We start from the raw sequence: 24,441 nt of genomic DNA, 5'->3' as shown, positions 1-24,441 counted from the left end.
GTGGTTGGGCTGGGACGAAGACGGCGAGCTTACCGGGGCAAGTGCAGGGCGACCCCGATTAAAGCCGCTACGGCGAGCGTAAGAGCCCCGGCCCGCAAACCAATCACACTGTCCCACCGGTCTTGCAGCGCGCGGGCATCAGGTGGGGTGTGGCGGTGGATTGCCGCGGCAGTCTGGCGCTTGTTGACGGGCTGGGCGACCAGCCCATACGCGGCCAGCTGCGTCAGCAAACCGACCGGGGCCAGCAAGGCGAGGCGGCCGGCCAGCGTCGGCCAGCCCCCTGCTACGAAAAAGAGCCCGCCGGTCGTGAGCAGGGCCGTGGCGCCGAAGAGGGGCATGCGGGCATCGGCCACAGCGTGCAGGTGGCCCAGCACCTGCGTGAGACTGGCGTCGTCAACCCGCCGCAGGGCCGGGCGGGCGACGAGCGCAAAGAAGATGTCGACGCCGTACACGCCGCCGCTGCTGAGTAAGGGCACGGCCCCCAGCCCGGAAGACCAAGACAGGCTCATGATGCATGTCGGGTAAACGGCTCTGGGCGCTGAGCCCCCGCCAGGGTGGCCGGACGGGGCATGGTGAAGAAGGAGGCTGCCAGACTCAGTAGCAGGACAATTGCCAGCAAATGGGGCACTTGTAGGGCTAGCGAGGCAATGGGCTGGGCCCGCACGACGGTCAGGTCTACGCAGGGGATTATGGTGCCGAGTAGCAGCACCCAGGCCAGGGGTCGGTCGTAGCCCAAGTCGGCGAATAGCGCCAGCAGCAGGCCGGAGAAAACGTCGCGGATGCCTTTGGCGTAGTGGAAAGTATATTGCGTGTCGGTCGGGGGCAGAAACACGCCAAAGCCTTCGGCTCCCGCGCGCGGTGCCAGCAGGAAGCGCAGGCCAATGAATATCATGCCCAGGCCAAGGAGCAGACTCAGGCTGCGGGAGAGGGTGCGACGCATCGGGGAAGAGAAGATTGGTACGGCACAAAGGTCCGGTCGCCCTCCCCTCCCGGTTATTCACCCAGGTGCATAAATGCTGCGCCGGCTAACCCCGCCGCGCGGCTCCGAATCCGGCTCAGCGACTGCGGCTTGACCCCGACGTAGGAGGCAATGTAGTACTGCTACTGCGGAATACGCTGTACTAAGTCGGGGTAGGTGCGCACGAAGCGGGCATAGCGCTGCGCGGGCGGGTCTTTATAGAAGGAAGTGAGTTGACGCAACAAATCCACGAACAGGGTCTCCGCAACGAGGCGGCCCAGATGCTCGCCTTGCCGCACCTCGCGGTACAGCCGCTGGAGGTTGTCGGCAGAGATGGTCAGTAGGCAAGCCTCCTCCAGGGCCTGGATGCCGTGGGTGGCCGGTTGGGCCGAGAGGAAGCTCTCGTAGTCGCCTATAAACTCCTGCTCGCGGCTGAAGTAATACGTCAGCCGTTGGCCGTCGTCGCCTTGAAAATAGTGAAACACGCCTTGCAGCACGAAACCAATTTTGCGGCTCACCTCCCCCGGCTGCAGGAAGAAGGCGCCCTTGGGCACAGTCTCTGGTACGAACCACTGCCGGAGCAGGTCTTCCTCGGCCAGGCCCAGGGTAATAAAGCGGCGAATGGTGACAAGTAGCGAGTCGTGCATGGATGAAAGAGCTGGCTCCTGCCCAGAAGCTACTACCAGGCAGCGTGTGGGCGATGCCGAGGCAGCAAAAGGAGAGCGTCAAAAGTAGCAAATGGCTCCCGCACCGATTTGGCGAACTTGGTAGTTCAACGTGTAGCGGCCCAGCGACCCGCGCACCACTTCTAGCTTCTCCGAGTAAGAAGCCGTGACCTGGAAATGGTTGAGTTGCTAGCTAGGCCAGCTTACCGCTTCTAATTCTACAGCCTGCCAGAGGCAGTACCAATTTTAGTCGGCCGGCGCGAGATGGTGGCGCAGGTGCCAGTCGCGCACGTAGAGGCGCCAGTTCGCGTAGAGGCTGCTGCCAGCGAACCGACTAGCTATGGCCAGCCCCTGACGGTAAGTCGAACAGCCCCCGCGCACCCAGTTTTGCCGCAGGTAGGGTTCCAGATATAGCGCAAACGCCGAAAAGCCCGTGCGTAGAGTTTAATGCTTAAGGTAATACTTTATTGAAGGTTATGGATAGAATAGTGCACATAATAAGTTGAATAATTTTAGTAAGTAAAGTAATTAGAACAAGTTAAATAAGTAATTTTACTTGACTAGTCGCATTGTTCTACACCAATGGTGATACTAAAAATAGTAGTTATCTATTCACATGGAGAGTAGTTCTTTGCTTACCCCACAGTATAATAAGCTCCTTGAGTACCACTTGATAAATTGCAGCTACTTCTGGTTAGATTCATACGGGACTATCCTTACTGCCCACTGCTACGCCAACAAATCCGAATGCATGATGCACTACAGATGGTTTTGTAGCTTAGATGGTTTTGTAGCTTACCAAACTTATTTAGCTTATTAAGTTTGCTATACTTATTATAAGTTCAATCTTGGTTACCTAGCTAGTTGAGTGGTTTATCCTATACGCCACATTATAGATGTCATAGAATTTACACGAAACTTTTAAATGTGGATTTGATAAACATAATAAATTAAACTTATTAAGGTAGGCATAATGAGTTAACTGGAACAGTATTAAACAGGCCAGCCATTTTTTTTAAGTCAAGATGTTGCGCTATTAAGAGCCTTAAGAACTATTAGTTAGCACCGGTCTTTGCTGACAGAATTGGCTAGTGTAGCGCTTTGACAATGGACTAATCAGTAATGAATAGGAGTAAACGTTTTACTATAAAGCAAATAACATAGATGGCATAAGCTTAACTTATGTAAGTAATACAACTTATCATGCTTATTCAGTAATCTGAACAAACTCAGTAGACTTTTTTTTATATTTGAACCTGAGCATTAGGAAGTTACATAAAAACTTATTTTTTTCTTTTATACTGGCTCATCTAATAAGTTGAGATTGCCTAACAAACATAGCAAGCTCATTACTACTTTGTGCGTATTATTGCGAACTGCTAAGCAATTGTTTGTCTATGAAAATTATCACCTTTGCTAACCACAAGGGAGGAGTTGGTAAGACCACTTCAACCTTAAACGTGGCCCAAACACTCGTGCGGGATGGCCACCGAGTCCTGCTAGTTGATTGCGACGCGCAGGGCAATCTCACGCAGTCACTTCGCTTACCAGCGACGTATCCCGACCTTGGCCTGGTGCTGAGTAAGAAGGCTACATTATCAGAAGTAGTGGTGCCCTTGAACGATAAACTAAGCCTAGTTGCGGCTACCGCTGAGCTAGACTTTCTGGAGAAGGTGCTGGCCCAGCAGTTTGGCTACGAGCACATCCTACGTACCGGACTGGAGCCTTTACGCAGCCAGTTCGACTACTGTTTGCTCGATACGCCGCCCCGGCTCTCTGCGCTGACCTACGCTGCGCTGGTTGCCAGTGACCGGGTGTTCATCCCGTGTCAGCCCGAATTCTACGGCTACACCGGCTTAACGAACTTGCTTGACGCCTGCGCCCGAGTAAGCGAGCACTTCAATCCCCAGCTGCAGGTAGGTGGATTGTTCTTCACAAAGTACTCGCCCAAGTACCGGCGGCGGTTGCACCACGAGATAGTGGAATTGATTGGGGAACGCTACGCGGCGGAGCAGTTGGTGCTCGATACAACTATCCGTGAAAACGTTTCCTTGGCTGAAGCGCAGATTCAGCAGGAAAGCATTTACCACTGGGCCCCGGCCAGCAACGGAGCTCACGATTACGAAGCCCTCACCCGCGAAATTCTTGCCCGTCTATGAACAGCAAACCTAAGCGCCCGCCGCTGACTGCCCTGCTGCGGGAGCAGCCCCTTGCTCCTTCGCTATCACCCGAAGAGCAGCAACGCATCCAGGCCGAAAACGACCAGAAGCTGTACGGTACTCGTTTACCAATCGTACCAGTCTTACCGCCGGCTCCCTCAGCCACTACGCCGCCGGTAAGCGCAGGCAGTAGGGGAGAGCAAGGTATAGTTGGGGACCGTTGGATTCCCTTTGGTACTTACCTGCATGACCAAGTGTATCTGGCGCTTAAGCAGGCGGAATTCTGGGAGCCCGGCTTTGAGATTCGTAAATTTGTGAATAAGGTCGTCTCAACTGCCCTGGCCGAGTTACCCAATTCGCAGCAGCCTCTGCCCGACGAGGAACTAGCAGCAGTTTTGAAGAAGATAAACCGTACAAAATTCAGATAAACATAAGTATAAAAAAGTATAAAGCGCAATTTTTTTTAGTGCTTTATACTTTTTTATACTCTAAAGACTAACTAGGTTGCAACAAAAAAGACGTCCTTTTAAAAGCTAGCTTTTTATTATTATTACTTATATTATATAGTATTACAGCTGGCGTAACTGATTGATTAACAAATTAATCAAGAGACCAGCTGCAACACAATAGACGTGAGGGTGCAACAAGAAAGACGTAGGGGTGCAACAAAATAGACGTTAAGCTGCAACAAAAAAGACGTTGACTAATCATTAGGGTGCAACAGAAAAGACGTGGGTGCAACAAAAAAGACGTTAAGCATGGAAGAACCTGATAAGATTGTCGCCCAGCACAATGCACTAATTAACGCACGGTTTAGCTTTCTGCCTTTGCAGATGCGCCTGTTCCTAGCACTGCTGGCTCGCATCGAATTTGAGGACGCAGACTTCAAGGAGCACTTCGTGCCGGTCAGCGAACTGGTGTTTGACCGTCGCGGCGGGTCGGCCTACGAGCAAGTGGATGAGATGTGCGAGAAGCTAACCCAATTCACCCTATACATCGAGGACCTGGAGGATGGAACCCGGCGGCGGCGTAAAAAACCTAATTACCAGTACTTGCCCCTCATGTCCAAGGCCGAGTACCGAGGAGATTTGGGCGGGGTACTGGCAATCTTCAATCCACTCATCATGCCCTACCTGCTGCAACTGCGGCAGAGTGGCAACTTTACGACCGCGGCCCTAGCGCAGCTACGTAAACTCAAAAGTCCCTATTCACTACGTATCTACTGGCTCCTAAAGGAATATGCTGATTTTGGGCGGCGTACGATGAGCGTTGATCAACTACGCTTCGTGCTCAACATCGCTGAGCACGAGTACCCCCGGTTTAGTTCTCTCAAGGCGCGAGTACTCGACAAAGCCCAAGATGAACTAGCTGGTACTGACCTGCCCTTCACGTTCGAATTGGAAAGAGAAAGCCAGGTAGTAAAGCGTATCAAGTTCTTGCTGCATCTAACGGAGGGTGCAACAAAAAAGACGTTGACCGCCGAAAATAATGCTCCCGATGACAACCCAGCGGATTGGGGTACCTCTCTGCAACAGGTCGGAGTGAGCAAACGCAGCATTACCCAGATTGCTCGGCAGCTGGAAATAGGTGAGTACGACCTAGGGTACGTGGACTTCGTCTTAACGCGGATTCAGCGGCAGCACAGCCTGGGCAAGGTTAAAAAACTGGCCGGCGCTATTTACAAGGCCCTAATAGAAAAATACTTACTCGAAGAGTATCTGGAAAGCCAAAAACAAGCCGAGCCTAAGAAAAAGCTTCTACTAGCATCAGTAGTTGCAGAGCCGGAGATAGCCTTTAGCATGAGTGAAGTCAGAGATATCTACGACAACCCCGGCCCCTTTTTGAAAAACAGACGTCAAGGAGAAACCTTCGCGCAGCATATCGAACAAGTGTACTTAGCCGATGGCTTCGTTGTCGAACTGCGCGCTGGCGAGGAGTGGTTGATTAAAAAATAGTTAGAATGAGTTGATTGTCTAATAAGCTACTCAGCTAAGGCAACCGAAGCACTACCATTAAAAAGACCCAGTTGCACATCATCACTTACTTGCAAAACCTCAATCTTCTACTGATTCCGATAGCTTTTTCTTCGCAGCGGCCAGATTACAGCAACTCATCGACCGTGTTTTGGTACATGAGCAGGTGCACCGTGGCCGTCTAGTCGGGATTAAGGCGCAGCAGCCAGCCGATGCGCTGGGCGGCCTTGCGTTCGTTGCCGAAAGCGTGCCAGATGATGCCTACCCGCAGGTTGGGGATACTGATGCCCTCCGAGAGCTGGGCCACGCAGGCCAGGCGCTGGATGACACCAGTGTTGAACTTGTCTAGATTGGTTTAGCTGTGCTTGTTTTTGGAGTGGTACGTGTGGGCCGCCTGCTCCTCAGCCTGTTGCTGGTTGCAAGTGAAGAGCAAGCCCTTCTCCGTCTGCTGGTCGGCCAGGTAGCGCATGTAGTGGCCCTTGCCAGGATAGTTCATCAGGGCCTGCATGCGCAGGATACGCAGCGTCTCGATGAGCAGTTGGTCCTGGGCGGCGTTGGCCAAGCGCTTGCTCCAGTAGGGGTAGTTCTCACGCTCGCTGGTGGTGAACTGGCGGCCCGACTTAGTGGTGAATACGTAGTCCCGGTCAGGAGACAGGAAAGAGCAAAAGGGGTGGTTAGCAGCTTTTAATACGCTAAAGTAATTAATTATTCTATACTACGAGACGGTTACGGCTATTCATCAGCAGGCCAACCTGTTCTCGGAAGCAGAATGTCGGTGAGTTACTGAATTGATAGAGGCGTTCAAAGTTGGAGCTTTTTCCTACTTGGTACAGTAGGAAATCACGGAGTGTATCGGGTAAAGAAGGACAAAACCCTTTTTTCAACTTAGTACCGATAATTAAGGTTTTAATTCCATATAGACTTTGCGTTATATATCTCTAAGTCTTTAATCTCAATAGTATTACCCCAGAATTTAAAGCCTTCCGTATTCCTCGCATCAGGCTTTCTTTCCATTGAGTAGGAATATACCCCACCATCAATGAATACCTCAATAGAGGTACGGTCAATGTAAATGTCAGCCGTGATCGTCATACTGGTCATATCCTGCGGTGAGTAGAAAGTGCCGTTCAGTAGATTCGAGTTTAAATCATAATCGATAAGGTGCTGCCCAAATAGATTAAGTCCGGCCCTTGTCGCGTGCGAAAGCTTAATAGTTGTTTTAATACGTAGGCAATCGGCTCGGTTATATTCTGCCAGCTTCGTATCGGCGTCTTTTCCCGAGAGACTGTTCCATTGGTTAATTTTCGTAAACAGCTGGTCGGTTTCTTTCACGGGTACACTCAGTAGCCGAATACCCTCTTTCGTTGTTTTTAAGGTAAGCTCAGTTGGCATGAGCATCATACCGTTGAACGGCATGCCCGGGTGGCTCACTCTACCCCAGCCAATTTGTATCCGTCTGCCATCGGCTTCGGGCACGTTAGCGATGGTTTGAGCAGCATAAATTGTTCCCGTAACAAATTGGTGTTTGCCCGATTCAGGCGTGAAAGCTTCCCCGTCAAACGAGCCGACCATGTACGTAGCCGATGCCCCGTACATTACCCATTTTGTTTTGCTTTTATTTCCGTCTATCGGTAACTCAAACAAATCGGGGCATTCCCAAAAACTGGTTACGTGGCTTTTAAACGTCCAGTCTTTCAAGTTTTTTGAATTGTAAATGGAATGGCCATCCCGCTCATTCAATACCAATACCCAATGGTTGCCAGGCTTATACCAGAATACCCGCGGGTCCCTAGTATCGCTGCTATTCCATTTAGCTTTAGAGTCAATGAGTGGATTTTTACTGTATTTTGTCCAAGTACGGCCTTTATCTAAGCTATAGGCCATACATTGCACTTGCTTTTCCTCACTGAAGACGGTATAGGTTGCAATCATGGCGGGCGTATTACCCTTATTAAACCCGGCGGTGTTATCGTAATCAATTACTGTTGAACCTGAAAACATTGTGCCCATTTTATCCGGACTTAAGGCCGTTGGCAGTTCATTCCAGTGCAGCATATCCTTGCTAACAGCGTGCCCCCACGACATATTCTCCCATTCCTTTTCGTAGGGATTATGTTGATAAAAAAGATGGTATTCTCCCTCGTAAAAGATTAGGCCATTTGGGTCATTAATCCATCCTCGGCGGGAAGTGAAATGAAACTGCGGTCTATTTTTCTCTTTATATAGAGAATCCTGCCCAGCGATTTTATCGTCCTGATAAATCTTGCTCAGACCAATGGATTCACCATCATACGTGATGTGAATAGTTTTCCCTTTTAACGGGGTCATATCGCAAAACACCCAGTATTGGGGTTCAGCCGCAGCAAGACGTATTTTGAAAGACCGCTCCTGTTTACCCGCCACTTCAAACCGCATGGTCCCTCTAGCTTGTGCTTGGGATACTGGAAGGTTGAGATACCGTTTTGTGATTTTAAGCGTGATATCACCAGCCCATGCCGGCGCTGACCAAGCCAACACTAAAAAGGCGATAATACTTATTTTTAGTTGGGTGCTCATTGCGGCTAACCGTATTAAAGTTTTGGGTATTTAAGGGCGCTGCAGTGGATCGTGGTCACAAAGCCGGGGCTCTACAACTGACCTACTAGCGCCCAAATCTGTTTAAAAGGCCGCTAAGAAGCGTAATTGAACTGCGGGCCCGGCATGACCTAATCATTTAAAGAGCCAGAGCTATTTGGTTGCCACAGTTACTTTTGAGTAAGTCAACTCTTGGAGCGTCAAGCCATCTGTAGCTTTGAGTGTAAGCTTGGTCAGGGGCGCGGTGGGGAAGAACAGCTCGGTCATTACCGTTAGGCCGTGGTCGGCGAATACTTCCACCGAAGTAGCGTCGAAGAGCAGCCGCATATCGGCTGCGGGCACGGTGGCCAGGCGCGGCGCCGTGTGCCGCCCCGCGAACATGGGACTGAAATTCGTGAGACCAGCCTTGCGGCGGTCAATGAAGTAGTTGTTTGCGGCCTTGTCGTAGCCAATCATCAGTTCCTCACCCTTACTATTCGACACGACTAGCGAGAAACTAGCCAACTGGCGGGTGGTTAGTTTCAGCTCGTACTTATCGCCCGTATTTTTGAGCTTGGCGCTCAGGTCATAGGTGTTGCCCACGTTGAAAGCGCCTAGGGTGGTCGGTTTCGGGAAGAGCTTACTCACCTCTTTGGCCGGCTGCGAGGCCAGGTAGATTTCGGCTCCTATCCGCTGCAAGGCCAGCTCGCGGGGCACGGTTGTGGCGCTGCGCCAGGGCGAAGTGGGTGCCTGGTTGGCGTATTCCCAGTTGCTCATCCAGCCCAGGAATAGACGCCGCGTGCTGGTGTTGTCCCACGTCACACCGGCGTACTCATCGGGACCAAAGTCCGCCCATTTGGTTTGCTCATTGAGCGGGGTAAAGGCGTGTCCGTCGAAGTTGCCCACGAAGTACTGCGTGGCCGAGCCGCCGTTGGGGCCGCCGGGGTTAACGTTGACAATCAGCACGTAGTACGTTTGGCCACCTAGCATTAGCGGAAATAGGTCGGGGCACTCCCACACGCCGCCGTGCGCGCCTAGCTTCTGGCCAAACTCGCTTTCCTTCGTCCAGTCCTTGAGGTTGGGTGAGGAGTAGAAGGTAATGTGGTCGAGCGTGGCCAGCGTCATTACCCACTTCTTGGCTGCCGCGTTCCAGCTCACCTTCGGGTCGCGGAAGTCCTTGATGCCAGAGTTTTTTAGTACGGGGTTGCCGGCGTACTTGGTCCAGGTTTTGCCCGCGTCGAGGCTATAGGCCAAGCTCTGGTTTTCAAACGTGGTGAGGCCCGCCTTTTCGGCCTTGGGGTTGTGGTGAGTGAAAATGGCGACCATAGCATTCGGGCCAAAGCCCGCCGTGTTGTGGGCGTCGATGACGGCTGAGCCCGAAAAAATGTACCCTAGGCTGTCGGAATACAGCGCAATGGGCTGCTCCTGCCAGCTGACTAGGTCGGTCGTGGTGGCGTGGCCCCAGTGCATGGGTCCCCACGTCATTCCGCCGGGGAAGTACTGAAAAAACAGGTGGTAGGTGCCTTGATAGTACACCATGCCGTTGGGGTCGTTCATCCAGTGGGCAGCGGGTGTGAAGTGGTAGGCCGGGCGGTACTGGGGCGTGGCCGGTGGCACGGACGCAGTCTGGGCGTGGACTAAGGCGGTCAAAAAGAAGCTGATCGGCAGCAAGCAAGCTTTTTTCATGGGTGGGGAAGAGGAAGCCGGGGAATCAGCTAGGAATGGATTGTTGACGAAGCGCTGCCACGTCGGCGGGCCCAATGGTTGGGGTGGCCCCCTGGTAGGTAGCCACGAGCGCCCCGGTGGCGCAGGCCAGGTTCAGGCACTGCTGCGGGGGCTGGCCCGCCAGCCAGGCCGTGAGCAGCGCCGCCAGGAAAGCATCGCCGCTGCCAATCGTGTCCGTTACCTCCACTGGAATGCCGGCGCTGCGGTAAAGCTGGCCATCCTTCCAGAGCAAGGCCCCATCGGCGCCCAGCGTCACGCAGGCGGCTTGCAGGTTGTAGCGCTGGGCCAGCCACGGCAGGGCGGCTTCGTCCTCAATCACTTTGCCAAACCAACCTAATATTTCGGCTAGCTCGTGCTCGTTTACTTTCACCAGGTCGGCGTGCTGCAATAAGTACTGCACCACCTGGCGCGAGTAGTGCGGGGCGCGCATATTCACGTCGAATACCCGAAACCTGGCGTGGGGCAGCAGCCGGTACAGGGTTTCGCGGGTGGCGGGGGTGCGGGCAGCGAGGCTGCCAAACACGAGCATTTCCGCGTCGGCGACGAGCTGAGTTAGGGCTTCGCTGTACTGAATATAGTCCCAAGCCACGGGCTGCACTATCTTATACACGACCTCGTTGCGGTCGCCTACGTTGGCCTTTACCACCCCCGTCAGGTGCGTTTCGCCGCGCTGCACGTAGTCGGTACCTAAGCCCCGCTCGTGCAGAAAATCGAGCAACTCGGTACCTAGGTCGTCGCGGCCCACCCGACTGATGAGCTGGGCGGGTTGGCCCAACTGGTGCAGCTGCACGGCCACGTTGAAGGGCGCGCCACCGGGCTGCTTGCCGCTAGGTAGCACGTCCCAAAGAATTTCGCCAAAGCAAACGACGTTGTTCATAAGGAGTTATGAAATAATGAATGACAAGCACCTCAATGCAGTACCAGCGCCTTATCGGCGGCTTCGAGGGTGGTGCCCTTGGTTTCGGGCATCATCTTGAGCACGTACAGCAGCTGTAGCACCATCATGGCGGCGAAAAAAGCAAACGAGTTGCCACCGCCCAGCTTCTCGGTGAAATAGGGGAAGGTGAAGGTGATAATGACCGCCATTACCCAGTGCGTACTAGACCCTAGGGCTTGCCCCTTGGCCCGCACGGCGCTCGGGAAAATTTCGGAGATAAACACCCAGATAACCGCGCCCTGCGAGAAGGCAAAAAAGGCGATGTAGCCAAACAGCAGCAGCGGCACCAGCAACCCCCCGAATTGCTGCAGGTAGAACGCCCGCGCCACCAACGCCAGCGTGACGATGAGCCCCACCGAGCCCACCAGCATGAGCTTGCGCCGCCCAAATCGGTCGATGATATTGACCCCTAGCAGCGTGAAGATAAAGTTAACCATCCCTACCCCCGCCGACGAAAGCAGCGCCGCGCCCTGGCCGAGGCCCGTCATTTCAAAAACGCGCGGCGCGTAGTAAATGATGGCATTGATACCCGCCAGCTGGTTGAACATGGCAAACAAAATGGCCAGCACCACCGGCCGCCGGTACTGCGGCGCCCACAGCGACTCGCCGGGGCCCTGCTCGGCGGCGTTGGATACCAGGATGGTTTGCACATTTTCGGCGGCCGTGGCCGGGTCGATACGCTCAAACACGGCGCGGGCCTCGTCTACCCGCTGGCGACGCAGCAACCAGCGCGGGCTTTCGGGGATGCGAAACAACAGCAGAAAGAAGGCAATGGCCGGCACTGCTTGCACGCCCAGCATCCAGCGCCAAGCGTCGGGGCCGATGTCTCTGAGCAGATAGTTAGACAGATACGAAGCCAGAATGCCGAATACCACGTTGAACTGAAACATGCCTACCATGCGCCCCCGCGACGCGGGCGGCGACACTTCTGAGATGTAGAGCGGGGCCGTAACCGACGAGGCCCCTACCCCCAGCCCGCCCAGAAACCGGAACATCATAAACGGCACCCAGGCCGGCGACAGCGCCGCGCCGAGCGCCGACACCAGGTACAGCACGGCAATCCAGCTCAGGGTGGTGCGGCGGCCCAGCGCGTCGGACGGCACGCTGCCGAAAATAGCCCCTATCACCGTGCCAATGAGGGCGATAGAGATAGTAAAGCCGTGCTCCCAAGCACTCAGGCCCCACACCTGCTGGATGGCCTTTTCGGCCCCCGAAATCACGGCCGTATCGAAGCCGAACAGGAAGCCGCCCAGCGCCACGACAATAGACCAGAAAAAGACGTTGTTTTTCACAAGCATATAGAAATAAAGATGAATAGCAACCGGCACGGCGCCAGCGGCTACCCGGCGAATCAGGTAAGCAGCCGCTGGTGCCTAGTGAGTTACCACCCCGGATTTTGCTGATAGAGCCCTTTACTGAAGTTGATTTGGTTGAGTGGAATGGGCATGTACTCGTCGCGGCCGGCCGTGAAGTGGGCCGTAGTGAGGTACTGGCGCTTCGTTTTTTCCACGTTGAAATAGGCATTTAGGTAATCAGCCGCAATGCCCCAGCGCACGAGGTCGTAGAAGCGGAAACCTTCCATGGCAAACTCCATCCGGCGCTCGTAGCGCAGAGCTTGGCGAGCGTACTGCTGGGTAAAGCCCGCGGCGGGGTAGAGGCCAATTTTGTAATTTGAAATGGCCGTGCCCGCGCTGGTTTTCAACCGGCCCGTGCTGTTTTGGGCCCGTTGCCGAATCTGGTTGATGAGGGGTAGCGCCTCGGCTGGGCGGTTCAACTCAATCAAAGCTTCGGCCTTCCACAGCAGCACGTCGGCGTAGCGAATGAGCGCCCAGTTTTTGGAAGAGCTCATGAAAGGCGGGTTTTTCTGAAAGCTAGGGTCGCTGGGCAACACGCTCTCCTTCATGGACATGTAATTGCCATATGTGCCCTGGTCGCGCAGCCACGAAGCTTGAAACAAGAACGTGGGGCTGTACTTGTATGGGTGCCCGAAGATGGCCACCGTGTGGTCGATGCGGGGGTCAACGGTATTGGCCAGGAAATCGGCCGCCGTCGAGATGTCACTGTTGTTGAACGTAGTGAACAGAGGGAGGCCGTTGGCGTCGGTCTTGAAAGAGTTGACCAGGTTTTGGCTAGGCTGGTGAAAGCCGCAGCAGCCGTAGTCGGGGTTCATGGGGTAGTTCAGCTCATTGCCGCGGTCGGTGCGTCCCTTGGGAGTACCGTCGCTGCGCGAAAACTGAATGGCGAACACCGACTCCACGCCGTTGTCGCCGGCGGTGAGGAAGTTGGTGGCAAAGTCGGCGTGCAGCGAGTATTTGCCCGAGCTGATGACCGCGTCGCACAGCGAATTCACTTCCGCCAACTTGCCGGCATCCACACTGGTTACGGCATTGTTATCACCTTGCACATACGCCTGGTAGAGCAGGGTTTTGGCCAGGTAGGCTTGGGCCGCCGATTTGTTGGCCCGCCCGATTTCGGGCTGCGTGTCGGGCAGGTTGGCCACGGCAAAGCGAAAGTCGTCGGCAATCTTACCCCAGAGCGCATCGTTGCTGAGGGCGGTGTTCGATACGGTGGGGTAGTCGTCGGTGGCCAGCGTTTCGTCGATGTACGGCACGCGCTTAAACGTCTCCTTAAGCAGGAAGTAGAAGTGGCCCCGCAAAAAGCGAGCTTCCCCCTGGCGCACGGCCTTGTTGGGCATGTCGGCCGTGCTCACGGCATTGAGGCGGCGCAGCGCGTCGTTGGCGCGCGAAACGCCGACGTAGAGCAGGAACCACAGCTGGTCGGTATTGCCAATATCGACCCGGTTAAAAGTGAAGGTTTCGTAAAAGTGAAACGCGTCCACGTCGCCCGTGCCGTTACCGCCCTTGTAGGCATCGCCGCCGCGCACGTTGCCGTAGGGCCACATCGAGGTGTAGGGGGTCGTGTACACGTCGTTGCCGAGTTGCGAATAGGCTGCAATTACTTGCTTTTCAATGTTTGCGGGCGTGTTGAGCTGGCTGTCTTCGAGGGCGCCGGTGGGGCTCACGCTCAAGAAGTCCCGGTCGTTGCAGCTGACGGAAAGCGTGAGGAGCGAAGCGGCCAGCACGCAGAATTTGAGGATTTTCATGGGAAATAGCGCTAGCGTATCGTTAGAAAGAGACGTTGAGGCCGGTGGTGAAAATGTGCGGAATGGGGTACTGGTAGATAGTTATCTCAGGGTCGGGGCCGGTAAACTGTTTGCTCTTGACAGTGAATAAGTTCTGCCCCTGCACGTAGATGCGCACGCCTTGCAGCCTGATTTTGCTCACTAGGGCGGTCGGCAGGTTGTAGCCTAACTGCACGTTGCGCAGCTTCAGGTAAGAGGCGTTTTCGACGAAGTAGGAGGAGGAGCGGGCCTCGTTGTTGGTATTGATGAGCGTGAGGGCCGGGATGGTAGAGCCTGTGTTGGTGGGCGACCAGGCATCCAGGGTGCGGCTACCCAGGTTTTCGCCCTGCACGAAGGCGAAATCCGTCCGAAACTTCGAGTTGTTGAAGGCATAAATGCCCTGCACGCCTTGCAGGAAGATTTGCAGGTCAAAGCCCTTATAGGAACCCCCTAGATTGAGACCGTAGCTAAAATCCGGTACGGCTTCCGTTATCCACGTTTGGTCGAAGTTGTCGATTTTGCCGTCGCCATTTAGGTCCTTGTAGCGAATGCGGCCGGGGCCGGCCCCGGTTTGGGTAGGCCCAGTAGCGGCCTCAGCGGCGGTTTGGTAGAGGCCATCAGCCACGTAGCCGTATACCGCGTTCACGGAGTGACCCAGGCGCGTCACGTCCTGCCCGTTGCCGCCGTAGGCGTTAATAACCTCGTCTGGTAGAAAGGTGAGCGTGTTGCGGTACGTAGAAAGGTTGCCCGAAATGTTGTAGGTCAAGCCATTGGCCAGTCGATTCTGGTAGCTGAGTAAAAATTCCCAGCCCTTGTTCTGCACCGAAGCGCCGTTCACAAATTTGTCGCCGCCTTCGCCCACTACGCCTAGGTAGGGCAGGTTGACCAAGATGTCCTTGGTGTTCTTCACGTAGTAGTCCACTGAGCCCGTAATCTTATTGTCAAATAAGCCGAAGTCAGCGCCCACATCGGTTTGCGTAGCCGTTTCCCACTTCAGGTTGGGGTTGGCTTGCTGCACGCGCCGGTAGCCCGAGGGCAGGTTGGCGTCGTTGCCGTAGATGTCGTAAGCCGTACCCACATCGTAGGTGAAGTTGGGGTCAGCAATGCCGAGCACCGACTGGTAGAGGCCCCGCGAGGCGTAGTTGGCAATGTCCTGGTTGCCCGTCTGGCCCCAGCCGGCGCGCAGCTTCAGGTCCGAAATGGCTTTCACATTGTCCTTTAAAAAGGCTTCTTCACTCAGGCGCCAGCCGCCCGACACGGCTGGAAACAAGCCAAACTGGTTGTCGACCCCAAAGCGTGAGGAACCGTCGCGGCGCAGCGTGGCCGAGAGCAGGTAGCGGTCGGCAAAGGAGTAGTTGACTTTGGCGAAGTACGACGCCAAGCGGTAGCCCGAAGCCACGCCGCTGTTGCTGACGTTGGCCGTACCGGCGTCGAGGATGATGTAGTTGGGGTCCTCGCTGGCGAAATTGGTGCGAGAAGCCGTCGTTTCGTCGAAGTGGTAGCTGATGCGCTCGGCGCCGGCCAGGAAGTCGAGTTGGTGCTTGCTTTGGCCTAGGTCCAGGTGGTAATTTAAAGTATTCTGCCACACCCAGTTGCCAAAAAAGCGATTGGTGTTAGTAACCTGATTATTGGCATTCGACAGAAAGCCCGCCGTGTACGTTTTGTAAAGGTTAGTAAACTTGAAAATGCTGTAATCGACGCCGATGCTCGTGCGTAGGTGCAGGCCTTTGATGACCTCTAGGTCAGCAAAGGCATTGCCGAAGGCGCGCCCGGTGTTCGAGCGGTTTTGCTGGTTGTCGGTGAGCAAGCGCAGCGGGTTGTCTCGGTCGCTCATGCCAGCTACCGGGCCGCCCCAGCCTACCCCATCCACCGTGTGTACCGGCACGATGCTGAGCAACTGGCTGCTGCGGTCGCGCACGAGGTTGAGGTCAAACTCCGTCTGCTGCGACTTCACGAGGGTAAGGTTTTCGCCAATTTTGAGCTTGTCGCCAAACAAGCCGTAGTCGGAGTTGAGGCGAGCCGTCATGCGGTTGGCACCCGTGTACTTCAGCGTGCCGGTGTTGTCGTAATAGTTCAGCGAAAAGAGCACGCCGCCGTGCTCGCCGCCATTGCTCACGTTCAGGTTATACGACTGAATAAAAGCGTTTTGCTGCGTTTCCTTAAACCAGTCGGTGTCGGCCGAGCGCTGGGTTTTGCCCGCGTCGATGAACTCCGGAATCACGACTTGGTCAAGCACCGGCCGGCCATCAGGCCCTAGGTGCGACTGGAAGCTGTAATACGGCAAATTGGGGGTATTGCCGTCATTGACGGCTCCCTGCCAATACACCCGGCCATAGTCCGCAGCATTGAGCGTCTTGAGGTGCGCGCCCGGCGTCTGGAGGGTGAAGAAGGTGGAAAAGTTGACTTGCGTTACCCCTTTCTTCGCCTTCTTGGTGGTAATGATAATGACCCCGTTGCCGGCCCGAGAGCCATAAATACTGGCTGCTGACGCGTCTTTCAGCACCTGAATATTCTCGATGTCGTTCTGGTTGATTTGGTTGATACCGTCCTTGGTCGGAATGCCGTCGATGACGTAGAGCGGGTCATTATTGCCGGAGAGCAGCGTGCCGTAGCCACGAATGCGCACGGTCGCGTTGCCGGTCGGCGAGCCATCGCTGGTAATCTGCACGCCCGGTACCCGCCCTTGCAGGTTGTTGGCCACGTTTTGCGAGGTCATTTCCTGAATTTCGCTCACCTTCACCACCGATACGGCGCCGGTCAGGTCGGCCTTGCGCTGAGTTTGGTAGCCCGTCACTACTACCTCGTCGAGGTCTTGGGCCGAGGGCACGAGGGCAATGGCGATGGTGGTGCGGCCCGCGATGGCCACCTGCTGCGTGATGTAACCCACGGAGGAAACGACCAGCGTGGCTTTATCATCGGCCATGAGAGTAAACTTGCCCTCGGCGTCCGTCGTGACGCCGTTGCTCGTGCCCTGCACTAGCACCGTTACGCCAGGTAGGCCTTGGCCTTTTTCATCATTTACTTGGCCGTTGACGCGAACGTCGGCCAATACCCCGGGGGTAGGAGGCGCCTTGCGGAAGGTCGCCGACACGCGCAACCCGCTCAACGCAAGGTCAGCATCGGTGGGCCGGGCACTGGCCAGCAGGGGCCCGGTGGCTAGCAGCGTGGGCACCAAAAAGCGGTGCGCTAGCAGTACACTTGGTCGCATAGGAAGAAGGAATAGGGGTGGGAACTATGGCAGCAAACCAGCGGCTGACTGGGCGGCAAAGCGCCCACTATTTCTGACCGTAGGTCGCTCCTACACGGGTAGGGTAGCGCTACGCGGAAAACAAGTCCAGCTGGTTGTTAAGCCAAAGGTGCGGGCCGGCTAGCCCCATCTCCTATCACAATCCTTGCAAATACTATCACAATTCGTTCATGCTGAACGGATAATTTACATCCCTATTAATCAGATACTTATTACTAAATGCAGTTCTTCGCTGGCTGTTCAGCTAGCACGCATGTTACCACCCTATCACTTTTGATTCACGCGTTTGGGGTGGTGTGTAGCGCCCGAAACTCGGAGGGGGAAATGTGGTACTTGGCTCGGAAACTGGCCGAGAAGTACGAGGGCGATGCGAAGCCCAACCGGTAGCCAACCTCGGCAATCGTGAGTTCAGTATCGAGCAGCTGCTGGCGGGCTTTGGTGAGCCGGATGCCCTGGATAAAGTCGGTGACGCTGGTGCCCAGTACGGCCTTCACCTTGCGGTAAAGCTGCACCCGCGAGATACCTAGGCGCGCGGCCACGTCCTCCACACTCAGGCTCGAATTGTCGAGGTTGGCCTCCACAATGGCCAGCAGGTCGGATAGAAACTTTTGGTCTACGCGTAGCGGCGCTACGGTGGCCGTATCCACAGATAGCTCGCGGCGGAAGTGCTCGCGCTGACGCTCGCGGTTGTGGAGCAGCGTGCGCAGGTTTTCGAGCAAAAAGGTGGGGTTGAAGGGCTTGGTAAGATAAAGGTCGGCGCCAGCCTGCACGCCCTCTACTTGCTGCTCGGGCGCGTGGCGGGCCGTGAGCAGTACCACCGGAATATGCGAGGTACGCCAGTCGCCCTTAAGCCGGGCCACCACTTGCAGGCCGCTTACCTCGGGTAACATCACATCGCACACGATGAGGTCTGGGATAAGCTCGGTCGCCAGGCGCAGCCCCACCACGCCATCGGCCGCCGTTTGCACCCGAAAATGAGTGCGCAGCTTTTGCACCAGAAAGGCATTGACTTCTGGATTGTCCTCAATAACCAGCACCAGCGCCTCGTTTTCGGGACTGCCCAGCGCGCCTAGGGTGTCGGCCGAGTCGATTGGTAAGTCTTCTATTTCCTCAGCTAGGGCTAGCGCGGCAGTGGGCAGCACTGCGGCCGTGCTGTGTAGTGCGGCGGGTAGTACGGTGGGCAAGGTCACGACGAACGTGCTACCCTGGCCGGGCAGGCTCGTAAACGTGAGCTCGCCTAGGTGCAATCGCGTAAGGCCCAAGGCCAAAGCCAATCCCATACCTGAGCCATTGGACGCACCCTGCTGCCCTTGGTAAAACCACTCGAAGATGTGCGTCTGGTCGTGTAGGCTAATGCCACGGCCCGTGTCTTCGACGCTGATGCGCACGCGCTGCTCGGCGGACACTAGCTGAATACTAACGGTAATTTGGCCGTGCTCAGGAGTGAATTTCAGCGCATTTGATAGTAGGTTGAATAATACCTTGTCCAAGATATTGATGTCGAACCAGAGCGTAATAGTTGGCTCGGCCGGCAAAAACCGCAGCCGAATTCCTCGCTGCCGGGCCGGCTTCTCAAACACATCCATGATTTCGCGCACGAAAGCAACCAAGTTGCCCTCGGTGGCGCGCACGGGCATTTTACCCACGTCGATTTTGCGAAAGTCAAGCAGCTGATTCACCAGCTGCAGAAGCCGCTGCGTGTTGCGGCGCATCAAGTTCAGGTCGTGGCGCTGGCCAGCCGACAGGTCGGCCCCATTAGTAAGCAGTTCCTCTACCGGCCCCATGATGAGGGTGAGCGGCGTGCGCAGCTCGTGCGAGAAGTTGGTAAAAAAGCGCAGTTTGGCCTCCGTTTCCACGCGAGCTTGCTCGGCCAAGGCCTGCAACTGGTTGCGCTGCGAGCTGATTTCCTGGTTTTGGCTCGTCAGCTTGCCCGTGATGAGGCGATTGTGGCGCAGCGCCCGCCAGATGACAACGCCCGATGCAATGGCCCCCAGCAGCGCCAGCGCCATTACATAGAGGGCCATGCGCTGGCTGGTGTAGAGGGCCGTTTGGGCTTGCAAGAGCCGCTGCTGCCGCTCAATGTCCTGCTGCTGGCTGGCGAGCTTTTCGGTCTGCATCTTGGTCGTCAGCACGTTGGTCGAGTCGATGACCATCGTGCCCAAGGTATTTTCCTTGCTGAATGGCTGCTTCAGCAAAATCTTCATGGCGGTACGAATCGCCTCGTCGCCGCCCGGCGAGTACAAGAGGGTGGCGGCCAGTATTTTGTCCTGCACCAATTGCAAGCCACCCAGCGCGCCCGGCAAGCCATCAACGCCCATCACGCGCACGCGCTGGCTCAGGCCTAGTTGGTGGCATACTTGGTAGGCGCCCAGTGCCATGCGGTCGTTGTGGGCAAAAATCAGGTCTACCTCGGGGTGGGCACGCAGCACGGCCGGCAGCTGGCGCAATACCGATGGGCGCTCCCAATCAGTCTGGACCGTGGCGGCTAGGTGCAGGTTGGGGTAGGCGGCCAGGGCCTGCACAAATCCTAGATGCCGGTCCACCGCCGGTGAGGAGCCCGCCGTACCTAGTATCTCCAGCACGTTGCCGTTCTGGTGCAGCAGGCTACTAGCATAGTTACCGGCCGTTTGGCCTACTTCGCGGTTATTACCGCCTACGTAAGCGGTGTAAAGTTGGGAAGTAGTACGCCGGTCCAGTATTACTACCGGGATGCCCCGGTTGTACACCTCCTCTACAATGGGCGTCACCGGCCCGGCCTCGTTGGCCGATACAATCAGCAGGTCGATGCCCTCCTTCAAAAACTCCTGGATGTGCTGCTGCTGCAAGGCGCTGTTGTCACGCGCATCCTTCATGCGAAAGCTCACCTGCGGGTAAAAGCTCAGTTCCTTCTGCATGCCCGCAAGCATGGCCAGGCGCCAGGCATCGCCGTTGGTGCACTGCGAAAACCCGATGCGGTATACCGGCCGGCTCGGCGCCGCGCAGCCGCCTAGCAGCAGCCAACACAGCAGCCCAAGCACCTGGGCCGCAGAGCAGAGTCGCGCTCGCAGGGCACTCACAGTTAAGACAATATGGGTGGGAATGGAAGGCAACGCAGTCGTGTGGCGCCGCAAGCTGTCACTAGCTTAGCAGTCGCGCAGCCTTGCTAAAGTAAGCAAGCTAATTGGTATTAACCTTACCACCCAAATAAGCCTGTCCTCTGTGTGGTAGTAGCTAAGCTGCACAATAAATACAGATACGCTTCGAATCCAGCCGTACAGCTTCATTATAAATAAGAGTACCTGCCAGAAACAAATACCTGCTCAAAGTGGGTGTAAGGCTAAGCACGAGCCGTGTTGGAATGCAGAGTGAAGAGGCCGTTTAAGCCGTAGTAACGATTTAAATACTTTGAGCACACCGTATACACCTAAAGAGGCGGGTGAAACATTCTTGTCGAGCTGTCGCGGCCTCAACCAGCTACTACTTGAGTTCAATCTCTACGTTTGGCAATTGCTCTTGCTTGCCCTTTATAGCTGCTAATATGCCATCCAGTAATTTTTAAATGCTGGTGAGCTCTTTCATTAAGCTGCTAATTAACTTTTTCTTTACGAATTAAACTTTTACAAACTTCTTTCTCGTTTGCTGCCATCACCGCAGCGTGGTTTATTATACTTTGTTATTTAACTCAAATAAATTGAATTCATTACTATTACAGGATTTGCAAAGAAATAAGTGCGAAGGCAATAATACGATTATTTTATACAATGAAATAATTTATCTTTACTACTACCACAAATTACAAGTATCATCTTGTACAATCTAATTGTTTATTAGGCAATTTAATTATAATTTTATTGCGCTGTTGTCAAATAGGATAGATGTTTATGCATTGTTAAAGTTTTTAGAAAGTGATTATAAATAAAGCGGATGGGGTAATAGTAGCGCTGCTCGATGATTAATTGACTATCCTTATAGGGAATGCAGAGGCATTATGACACTAGACTATGCTCTTTGTGATACAATCCAGTTCACCCATTAATCAACCAATGCTAGCTTTTGGTATGTTCACCCTATACTCCCTGCTCCATCAATCTCACGCGTACTATGCTTAGTAACTCTCGCACTGGCAGCGCGTGCTAGTGGCTGTAAATGCGGAGTGCAGATCCAGCTACTAGCACGCGCTGCCAGTGCGTTAAAAAATAGTGAGTACGCTAATGGAATGCCTGCAAACCCGTTTTTAACTTGTTATCAATAAGTTAAGTCACTTCTTATCACTACCAAGCTACGGGAAGTGAGTAGCTCTCGAAGTAGTTGCTCTGTTGGCTGTTCGCTACTCCTATTTATTATATAAATGAGCTGACGAACTCCTCATGGTAGCTGAGTGCCAAGTTGCAAAATATAATTTAATGAATGCATAGCATAACTTTTCAAATATCATTGAACAAAATAGACAGCAGTTGCTTTTTTTAATGATTACCCTCGATAATCCTTACTTATCGAGGGTAATCATAATGTATATTTGGGGTCACTACTTGCTATTCATTCTAGGTAGCTTCCCGATTTAGCCACAGCTGCCTCATGTCCACGCTGCCGAAATTTGTCACCTCCCAGGCTATCGGCGCGGTGCGTCACATCGACGACTACGCCGAAGCCGGGGCGCGCTACCTCAACACGGGGCAACAAGGGGCCGTCAATACCCAGCGCGCCTACTCCGGCGATTGGCGGCGCTTCACTACCTGGTGCCGCGAGCACGGGCGCGAGGCGCTGCCGGCCGACGTGCCGACGCTGGCCGCCTTTGTCACCTCCCTTGCCGAGGCTGGCAAAAAGGTGGCCACCATTCAGCGCCATTGCGCCACCGTGAGCAAGGCCCACCAACTGGCGGGGTTGCCGACGCCCACTGACGACCGGCAGTTCAAGACCCTACTCGAAGGCATCAGCCGCGAGAAAGGCGTCAAGCAAAAACAAGCGCCCGCGTTTACGTTGGTCTACTTTAAGCGGGCCGTGCAAGGCATTGATACCGAGCGGCCGGATGGCGTGCGCGACCGCGCACTGCTGCTGCTCGGGCTGGCGGGGGCGTTTCGGCGCGATGAACTGGCTAGCCTCGACCTCGCGCACCTGCGCTTCGACGATGATGGGCTGGTGGTAGAACTACCCAAAAGTAAAACCAATCAAAAAGGAGAAGCGGAAGAGAAAGCTATCTTCTTCGCCCCCGACCGGCGGAGCTGTCCGGTACGGGCCGTGAAGGATTGGCTGGAGCTGCTTCACCAACACGGGCGCACTAGTGGGCCCTTATTCCTTTCCTTCCACAAGGGACAGCGCCTGAGCCGGCGGCGGCTGAGCACCTTTAGTCTGAACGAGATTGTGCAACTGCGACTGGGGGCGCCCTACACAGCGCACTCGCTGCGGGCTTCGTTCGTGACCATTGCCAAGCTCAACGGGGCCGACGATGCCGAGGTCATGAACCAGACCAAACACAAGACGACGGACATGATTCGGCGTTACACCCGCCTCGACAACATTCGCCAGCACAACGCCGCCCAAAAGCTAGGCTTATGAGGCAAATTCGATGGGACCATATAATAAGGAGTGGTTAGGGTAAAAAATAAGGTCAGATAGGTAATCAGACCGTTTCCTTAGCGCTGCCTAACTGCGTTGAGTGAAAGATGGCACCTCACCGACCAAGCAGATTTTTCTTTCATGCCAACTGGTACGCTTACTAGGTGAACGTACAGTAGGGAGCGTCATCCGTCAGTGCGACGACGTTCCCTAGCTTTGTCGCTTGCCAAGTAGGCTTCGAGCAGCCTCAATAATTCGTCTCTTGGGCCATCAGCCCGCGCAGATAGCCCGTGTCCGCCGCGCCCAGGGTGCCCGGCCGGGTGAGCAGCAGCAGGCGCCAATCGGCCAGGGCCGCCCGGCGGATGGGTGCCACCTGACTCGTGTAAATGTCGCTTTCTACCCAACGTCGAAAGACGTTTAGGTTCCGGTATTCGACCAGGGCGACCGCGTCCCACTGCTCGCCGGGTAATCCGGCTAGTTGCGCCTGGGCGGCACCCTGAAAGACGATAGTGAACTCGGCCGGGTCGTTGTACTGCAGAAAGGCTGCTATATACGCCTGATATGCTTCGTGGCCGGTACGTGGCGGCTGAGTGGTAGGGTCGTCGTAGGTGGCTTGGTCACGGTAACGCAGTAGATTGAGCATCACCACGGGCTGCTCGGCGGGCAAGGCCGCGGCGGCGGCTACTACCGCGTCAAGGCGTAAGTTGGGAGGGGTGTCCAGCATGGCAGAAAGTAGGGGGAAGAGTACTTGTAAAAGGAGGCCGCAAAGCACGCCTCCCGCCCCCTGCACCCTACTTAAACTACTTTAAGAACGCGCTTGCGATGTGTGCTTGCGGCGCAACATGCTCAGAAACTCGGGCGTGATACCGAGGTACGCCGCAATATGCTTTTGCGCCACTCGGTTCAGCAGGCGGGGGTACTGCCGATGGAAGCGGATAAAACGTGCCTCGGCCGTCAGGCGCAGCATCGCGACGAGCCGGCGCTCAAGCAACTGGTAGCCCTTTTGGGAAAGGAGTCGAAAGAAGCGCTCGAACGTAGGCACCTGGGTGCACAAGCGCTCCAAATCGGACAGGCTGAGCGAGAGCAGGCTCGTCTCTTCCAAGGCTTGCAAGGCCAGCGTGGCCCTACCCCCGTCGAAAAAGCTGGTTGAGTCGGTGCACCACCACCCTTCGGTGGAGAAGGCCAGGTTGTGTTCGCGCCCCTGCGCGTCGGTGGTATAGGTGCGCACGCAGCCGCTGACCACGAACCAGAGGCAGGTAGCGCGCTCGCCCGCCACCAGTAGGTGGTCGCCGCTCACCACCTGCTGCGTACCCAGCAGATGGGTGAAACGGGCAGCTTCCTCGGGTGTTAGGGTGATGTCGCGGGCGACATTGGCGAGTATCTGCTGGTAGATAGGGGGCATGATGGGTAAAGCGGGTTTTCGACAGGGGTAGGGCCACGAATGACCGCCACTCTAGCGTTAAAGGTGCCATACAGACTAAGCCATTAAGCTAACTCGTTTTTCAACTTACTGTCGATAAGAAGCAGCTTAATTATCGACGGTAATTATTTCTAAGTGTGGAGGAGCAAAA

Annotated in this window: 17 protein-coding genes and 1 pseudogene; 4 read left to right on the top strand and 14 right to left on the bottom strand. The window is 55.1% G+C overall.

The features are described 5' to 3' along the window. Positions 1 to 29 precede the first annotated feature (29 nt). The 3 genes from GO988_RS21345 to GO988_RS21335 all read right to left on the bottom strand — a co-directional run bounded on the left by GO988_RS21345 (position 30) and on the right by GO988_RS21335 (position 1,605). Positions 30 to 509 carry a DUF1772 domain-containing protein gene (locus GO988_RS21345; protein WP_157569443.1) on the bottom strand — a complete coding sequence of 160 codons (480 nt, stop codon included), beginning with the start codon at positions 507 to 509 and terminating at the stop codon, positions 30 to 32. Next, the gene (locus tag GO988_RS21340) at positions 506 to 940 is read right to left on the bottom strand and encodes a DUF4267 domain-containing protein (protein WP_157569441.1); all 435 of its coding nucleotides are present in this window, start codon (positions 938 to 940) and stop codon (positions 506 to 508) included. The genes GO988_RS21345 and GO988_RS21340 overlap by 4 nt, the downstream gene beginning before the upstream one ends. 161 nt (positions 941 to 1,101) lie before the next feature. Continuing rightward, positions 1,102 to 1,605 (bottom strand): Crp/Fnr family transcriptional regulator, encoded by a 504-nt coding sequence (locus GO988_RS21335; RefSeq protein WP_232341634.1) that lies wholly within the window; start codon positions 1,603 to 1,605, stop codon positions 1,102 to 1,104. 1,415 nt (positions 1,606 to 3,020) lie between these two features. Between GO988_RS21335 and GO988_RS21330 the strand changes: the two genes are divergently transcribed. From GO988_RS21330 to GO988_RS21320, 3 genes are all read left to right on the top strand, one after another. Beyond that, positions 3,021 to 3,782, top strand: a complete 762-nt coding sequence (locus tag GO988_RS21330) for a ParA family protein (RefSeq protein ID WP_157569439.1) — start codon at positions 3,021 to 3,023, stop codon at positions 3,780 to 3,782. Further along, entirely contained in the window at positions 3,779 to 4,210 is a 432-nt protein-coding gene (locus GO988_RS21325) for a hypothetical protein (RefSeq protein ID WP_157569437.1), read from the top strand. Before GO988_RS21330 ends, GO988_RS21325 begins: the two co-directional genes overlap by 4 nt. A 330-nt stretch (positions 4,211 to 4,540) precedes the next feature. Continuing rightward, positions 4,541 to 5,737 (top strand): replication initiation protein, encoded by a 1,197-nt coding sequence (locus GO988_RS21320; protein ID WP_157569434.1) that lies wholly within the window; start codon positions 4,541 to 4,543, stop codon positions 5,735 to 5,737. 199 nt (positions 5,738 to 5,936) lie between these two features. On the opposite strand, the pseudogene GO988_RS24500 reads toward GO988_RS21320, so the two are convergent. From GO988_RS24500 to GO988_RS21275, 9 genes and pseudogenes are all read right to left on the bottom strand, one after another. Further along, positions 5,937 to 6,095: pseudogene (locus GO988_RS24500) on the bottom strand (hypothetical protein); the annotation flags it as partial. Between the two features lie 15 nt (positions 6,096 to 6,110). Further along, positions 6,111 to 6,317, bottom strand: coding sequence for a hypothetical protein (locus GO988_RS21310; RefSeq protein ID WP_157569429.1), 207 nt, complete (start codon positions 6,315 to 6,317; stop codon positions 6,111 to 6,113). Positions 6,318 to 6,661: 344 nt separating this feature from the next. Next, positions 6,662 to 8,311 carry a glycoside hydrolase family 32 protein gene (locus tag GO988_RS21305; protein WP_157569427.1) on the bottom strand — a complete coding sequence of 550 codons (1,650 nt, stop codon included), beginning with the start codon at positions 8,309 to 8,311 and terminating at the stop codon, positions 6,662 to 6,664. 171 nt (positions 8,312 to 8,482) lie between these two features. Next, positions 8,483 to 9,994, bottom strand: a complete 1,512-nt coding sequence (locus GO988_RS21300; protein WP_157569425.1) for a glycoside hydrolase family 32 protein — start codon at positions 9,992 to 9,994, stop codon at positions 8,483 to 8,485. Positions 9,995 to 10,019: 25 nt separating this feature from the next. Continuing rightward, positions 10,020 to 10,910 (bottom strand): carbohydrate kinase family protein, encoded by an 891-nt coding sequence (locus GO988_RS21295; RefSeq protein ID WP_157569423.1) that lies wholly within the window; start codon positions 10,908 to 10,910, stop codon positions 10,020 to 10,022. Between the two features lie 32 nt (positions 10,911 to 10,942). Continuing rightward, positions 10,943 to 12,268 carry a sugar porter family MFS transporter gene (locus tag GO988_RS21290; protein ID WP_157569420.1) on the bottom strand — a complete coding sequence of 442 codons (1,326 nt, stop codon included), beginning with the start codon at positions 12,266 to 12,268 and terminating at the stop codon, positions 10,943 to 10,945. Between the two features lie 83 nt (positions 12,269 to 12,351). Continuing rightward, the gene (locus GO988_RS21285) at positions 12,352 to 14,073 is read right to left on the bottom strand and encodes a RagB/SusD family nutrient uptake outer membrane protein (RefSeq protein ID WP_157569418.1); all 1,722 of its coding nucleotides are present in this window, start codon (positions 14,071 to 14,073) and stop codon (positions 12,352 to 12,354) included. A 22-nt stretch (positions 14,074 to 14,095) separates the two neighbouring features. After that, a complete protein-coding gene (locus GO988_RS21280; protein ID WP_157569415.1) occupies positions 14,096 to 17,299 on the bottom strand; it encodes a SusC/RagA family TonB-linked outer membrane protein in 3,204 nt (1,067 codons plus the stop codon). A 317-nt stretch (positions 17,300 to 17,616) separates the two neighbouring features. Then, positions 17,617 to 20,394, bottom strand: a complete 2,778-nt coding sequence (locus GO988_RS21275; protein ID WP_157569413.1) for a substrate-binding domain-containing protein — start codon at positions 20,392 to 20,394, stop codon at positions 17,617 to 17,619. A gap of 1,498 nt (positions 20,395 to 21,892) precedes the next feature. Here GO988_RS21275 and GO988_RS21270 point away from each other — a divergent pair. Further along, entirely contained in the window at positions 21,893 to 22,870 is a 978-nt protein-coding gene (locus tag GO988_RS21270) for a site-specific integrase (protein WP_157569410.1), read from the top strand. A 247-nt stretch (positions 22,871 to 23,117) separates the two neighbouring features. Here GO988_RS21270 and GO988_RS21265 read toward each other — a convergent pair whose 3' ends face one another. Both GO988_RS21265 and GO988_RS21260 read right to left on the bottom strand, forming a co-directional pair. After that, the gene (locus tag GO988_RS21265; protein WP_157569408.1) at positions 23,118 to 23,594 is read right to left on the bottom strand and encodes a DUF1330 domain-containing protein; all 477 of its coding nucleotides are present in this window, start codon (positions 23,592 to 23,594) and stop codon (positions 23,118 to 23,120) included. An 81-nt stretch (positions 23,595 to 23,675) separates the two neighbouring features. Beyond that, entirely contained in the window at positions 23,676 to 24,272 is a 597-nt protein-coding gene (locus GO988_RS21260; protein WP_157569406.1) for a Crp/Fnr family transcriptional regulator, read from the bottom strand. Positions 24,273 to 24,441: the final 169 nt, after the last annotated feature.

The organism is Hymenobacter ginkgonis (genome assembly GCF_009755225.1).
Lineage (GTDB): Bacteria > Bacteroidota > Bacteroidia > Cytophagales > Hymenobacteraceae > Hymenobacter > Hymenobacter ginkgonis.
The sequence above is the reverse complement of the archived record's forward strand: the minus strand, read 5'-3'. Positions and strand labels throughout refer to the sequence as shown.

What these genes read in the sequence shown, in the direction of transcription:
- GO988_RS21300 (WP_157569425.1), bottom strand. Translation starts at nt 9,994, where the DNA reads ATGAAAAAAGCTTGCTTGCTGCCGATCAGCTTCTTTTTGACCGCCTTA.
- GO988_RS21270 (WP_157569410.1), top strand. Translation starts at nt 21,893, where the DNA reads ATGTCCACGCTGCCGAAATTTGTCACCTCCCAGGCTATCGGCGCGGTG.
- GO988_RS21295 (WP_157569423.1), bottom strand. Translation starts at nt 10,910, where the DNA reads ATGAACAACGTCGTTTGCTTTGGCGAAATTCTTTGGGACGTGCTACCT.
- GO988_RS21265 (WP_157569408.1), bottom strand. Translation starts at nt 23,594, where the DNA reads ATGCTGGACACCCCTCCCAACTTACGCCTTGACGCGGTAGTAGCCGCC.
- GO988_RS21285 (WP_157569418.1), bottom strand. Translation starts at nt 14,073, where the DNA reads ATGAAAATCCTCAAATTCTGCGTGCTGGCCGCTTCGCTCCTCACGCTT.
- GO988_RS21260 (WP_157569406.1), bottom strand. Translation starts at nt 24,272, where the DNA reads ATGCCCCCTATCTACCAGCAGATACTCGCCAATGTCGCCCGCGACATC.
- GO988_RS21280 (WP_157569415.1), bottom strand. Translation starts at nt 17,299, where the DNA reads ATGCGACCAAGTGTACTGCTAGCGCACCGCTTTTTGGTGCCCACGCTG.
- GO988_RS21290 (WP_157569420.1), bottom strand. Translation starts at nt 12,268, where the DNA reads ATGCTTGTGAAAAACAACGTCTTTTTCTGGTCTATTGTCGTGGCGCTG.
- GO988_RS21345 (WP_157569443.1), bottom strand. Translation starts at nt 509, where the DNA reads ATGAGCCTGTCTTGGTCTTCCGGGCTGGGGGCCGTGCCCTTACTCAGC.
- GO988_RS21325 (WP_157569437.1), top strand. Translation starts at nt 3,779, where the DNA reads ATGAACAGCAAACCTAAGCGCCCGCCGCTGACTGCCCTGCTGCGGGAG.
- GO988_RS21330 (WP_157569439.1), top strand. Translation starts at nt 3,021, where the DNA reads ATGAAAATTATCACCTTTGCTAACCACAAGGGAGGAGTTGGTAAGACC.
- GO988_RS21335 (WP_232341634.1), bottom strand. Translation starts at nt 1,605, where the DNA reads ATGCACGACTCGCTACTTGTCACCATTCGCCGCTTTATTACCCTGGGC.
- GO988_RS21340 (WP_157569441.1), bottom strand. Translation starts at nt 940, where the DNA reads ATGCGTCGCACCCTCTCCCGCAGCCTGAGTCTGCTCCTTGGCCTGGGC.
- GO988_RS21305 (WP_157569427.1), bottom strand. Translation starts at nt 8,311, where the DNA reads ATGAGCACCCAACTAAAAATAAGTATTATCGCCTTTTTAGTGTTGGCT.
- GO988_RS21320 (WP_157569434.1), top strand. Translation starts at nt 4,541, where the DNA reads ATGGAAGAACCTGATAAGATTGTCGCCCAGCACAATGCACTAATTAAC.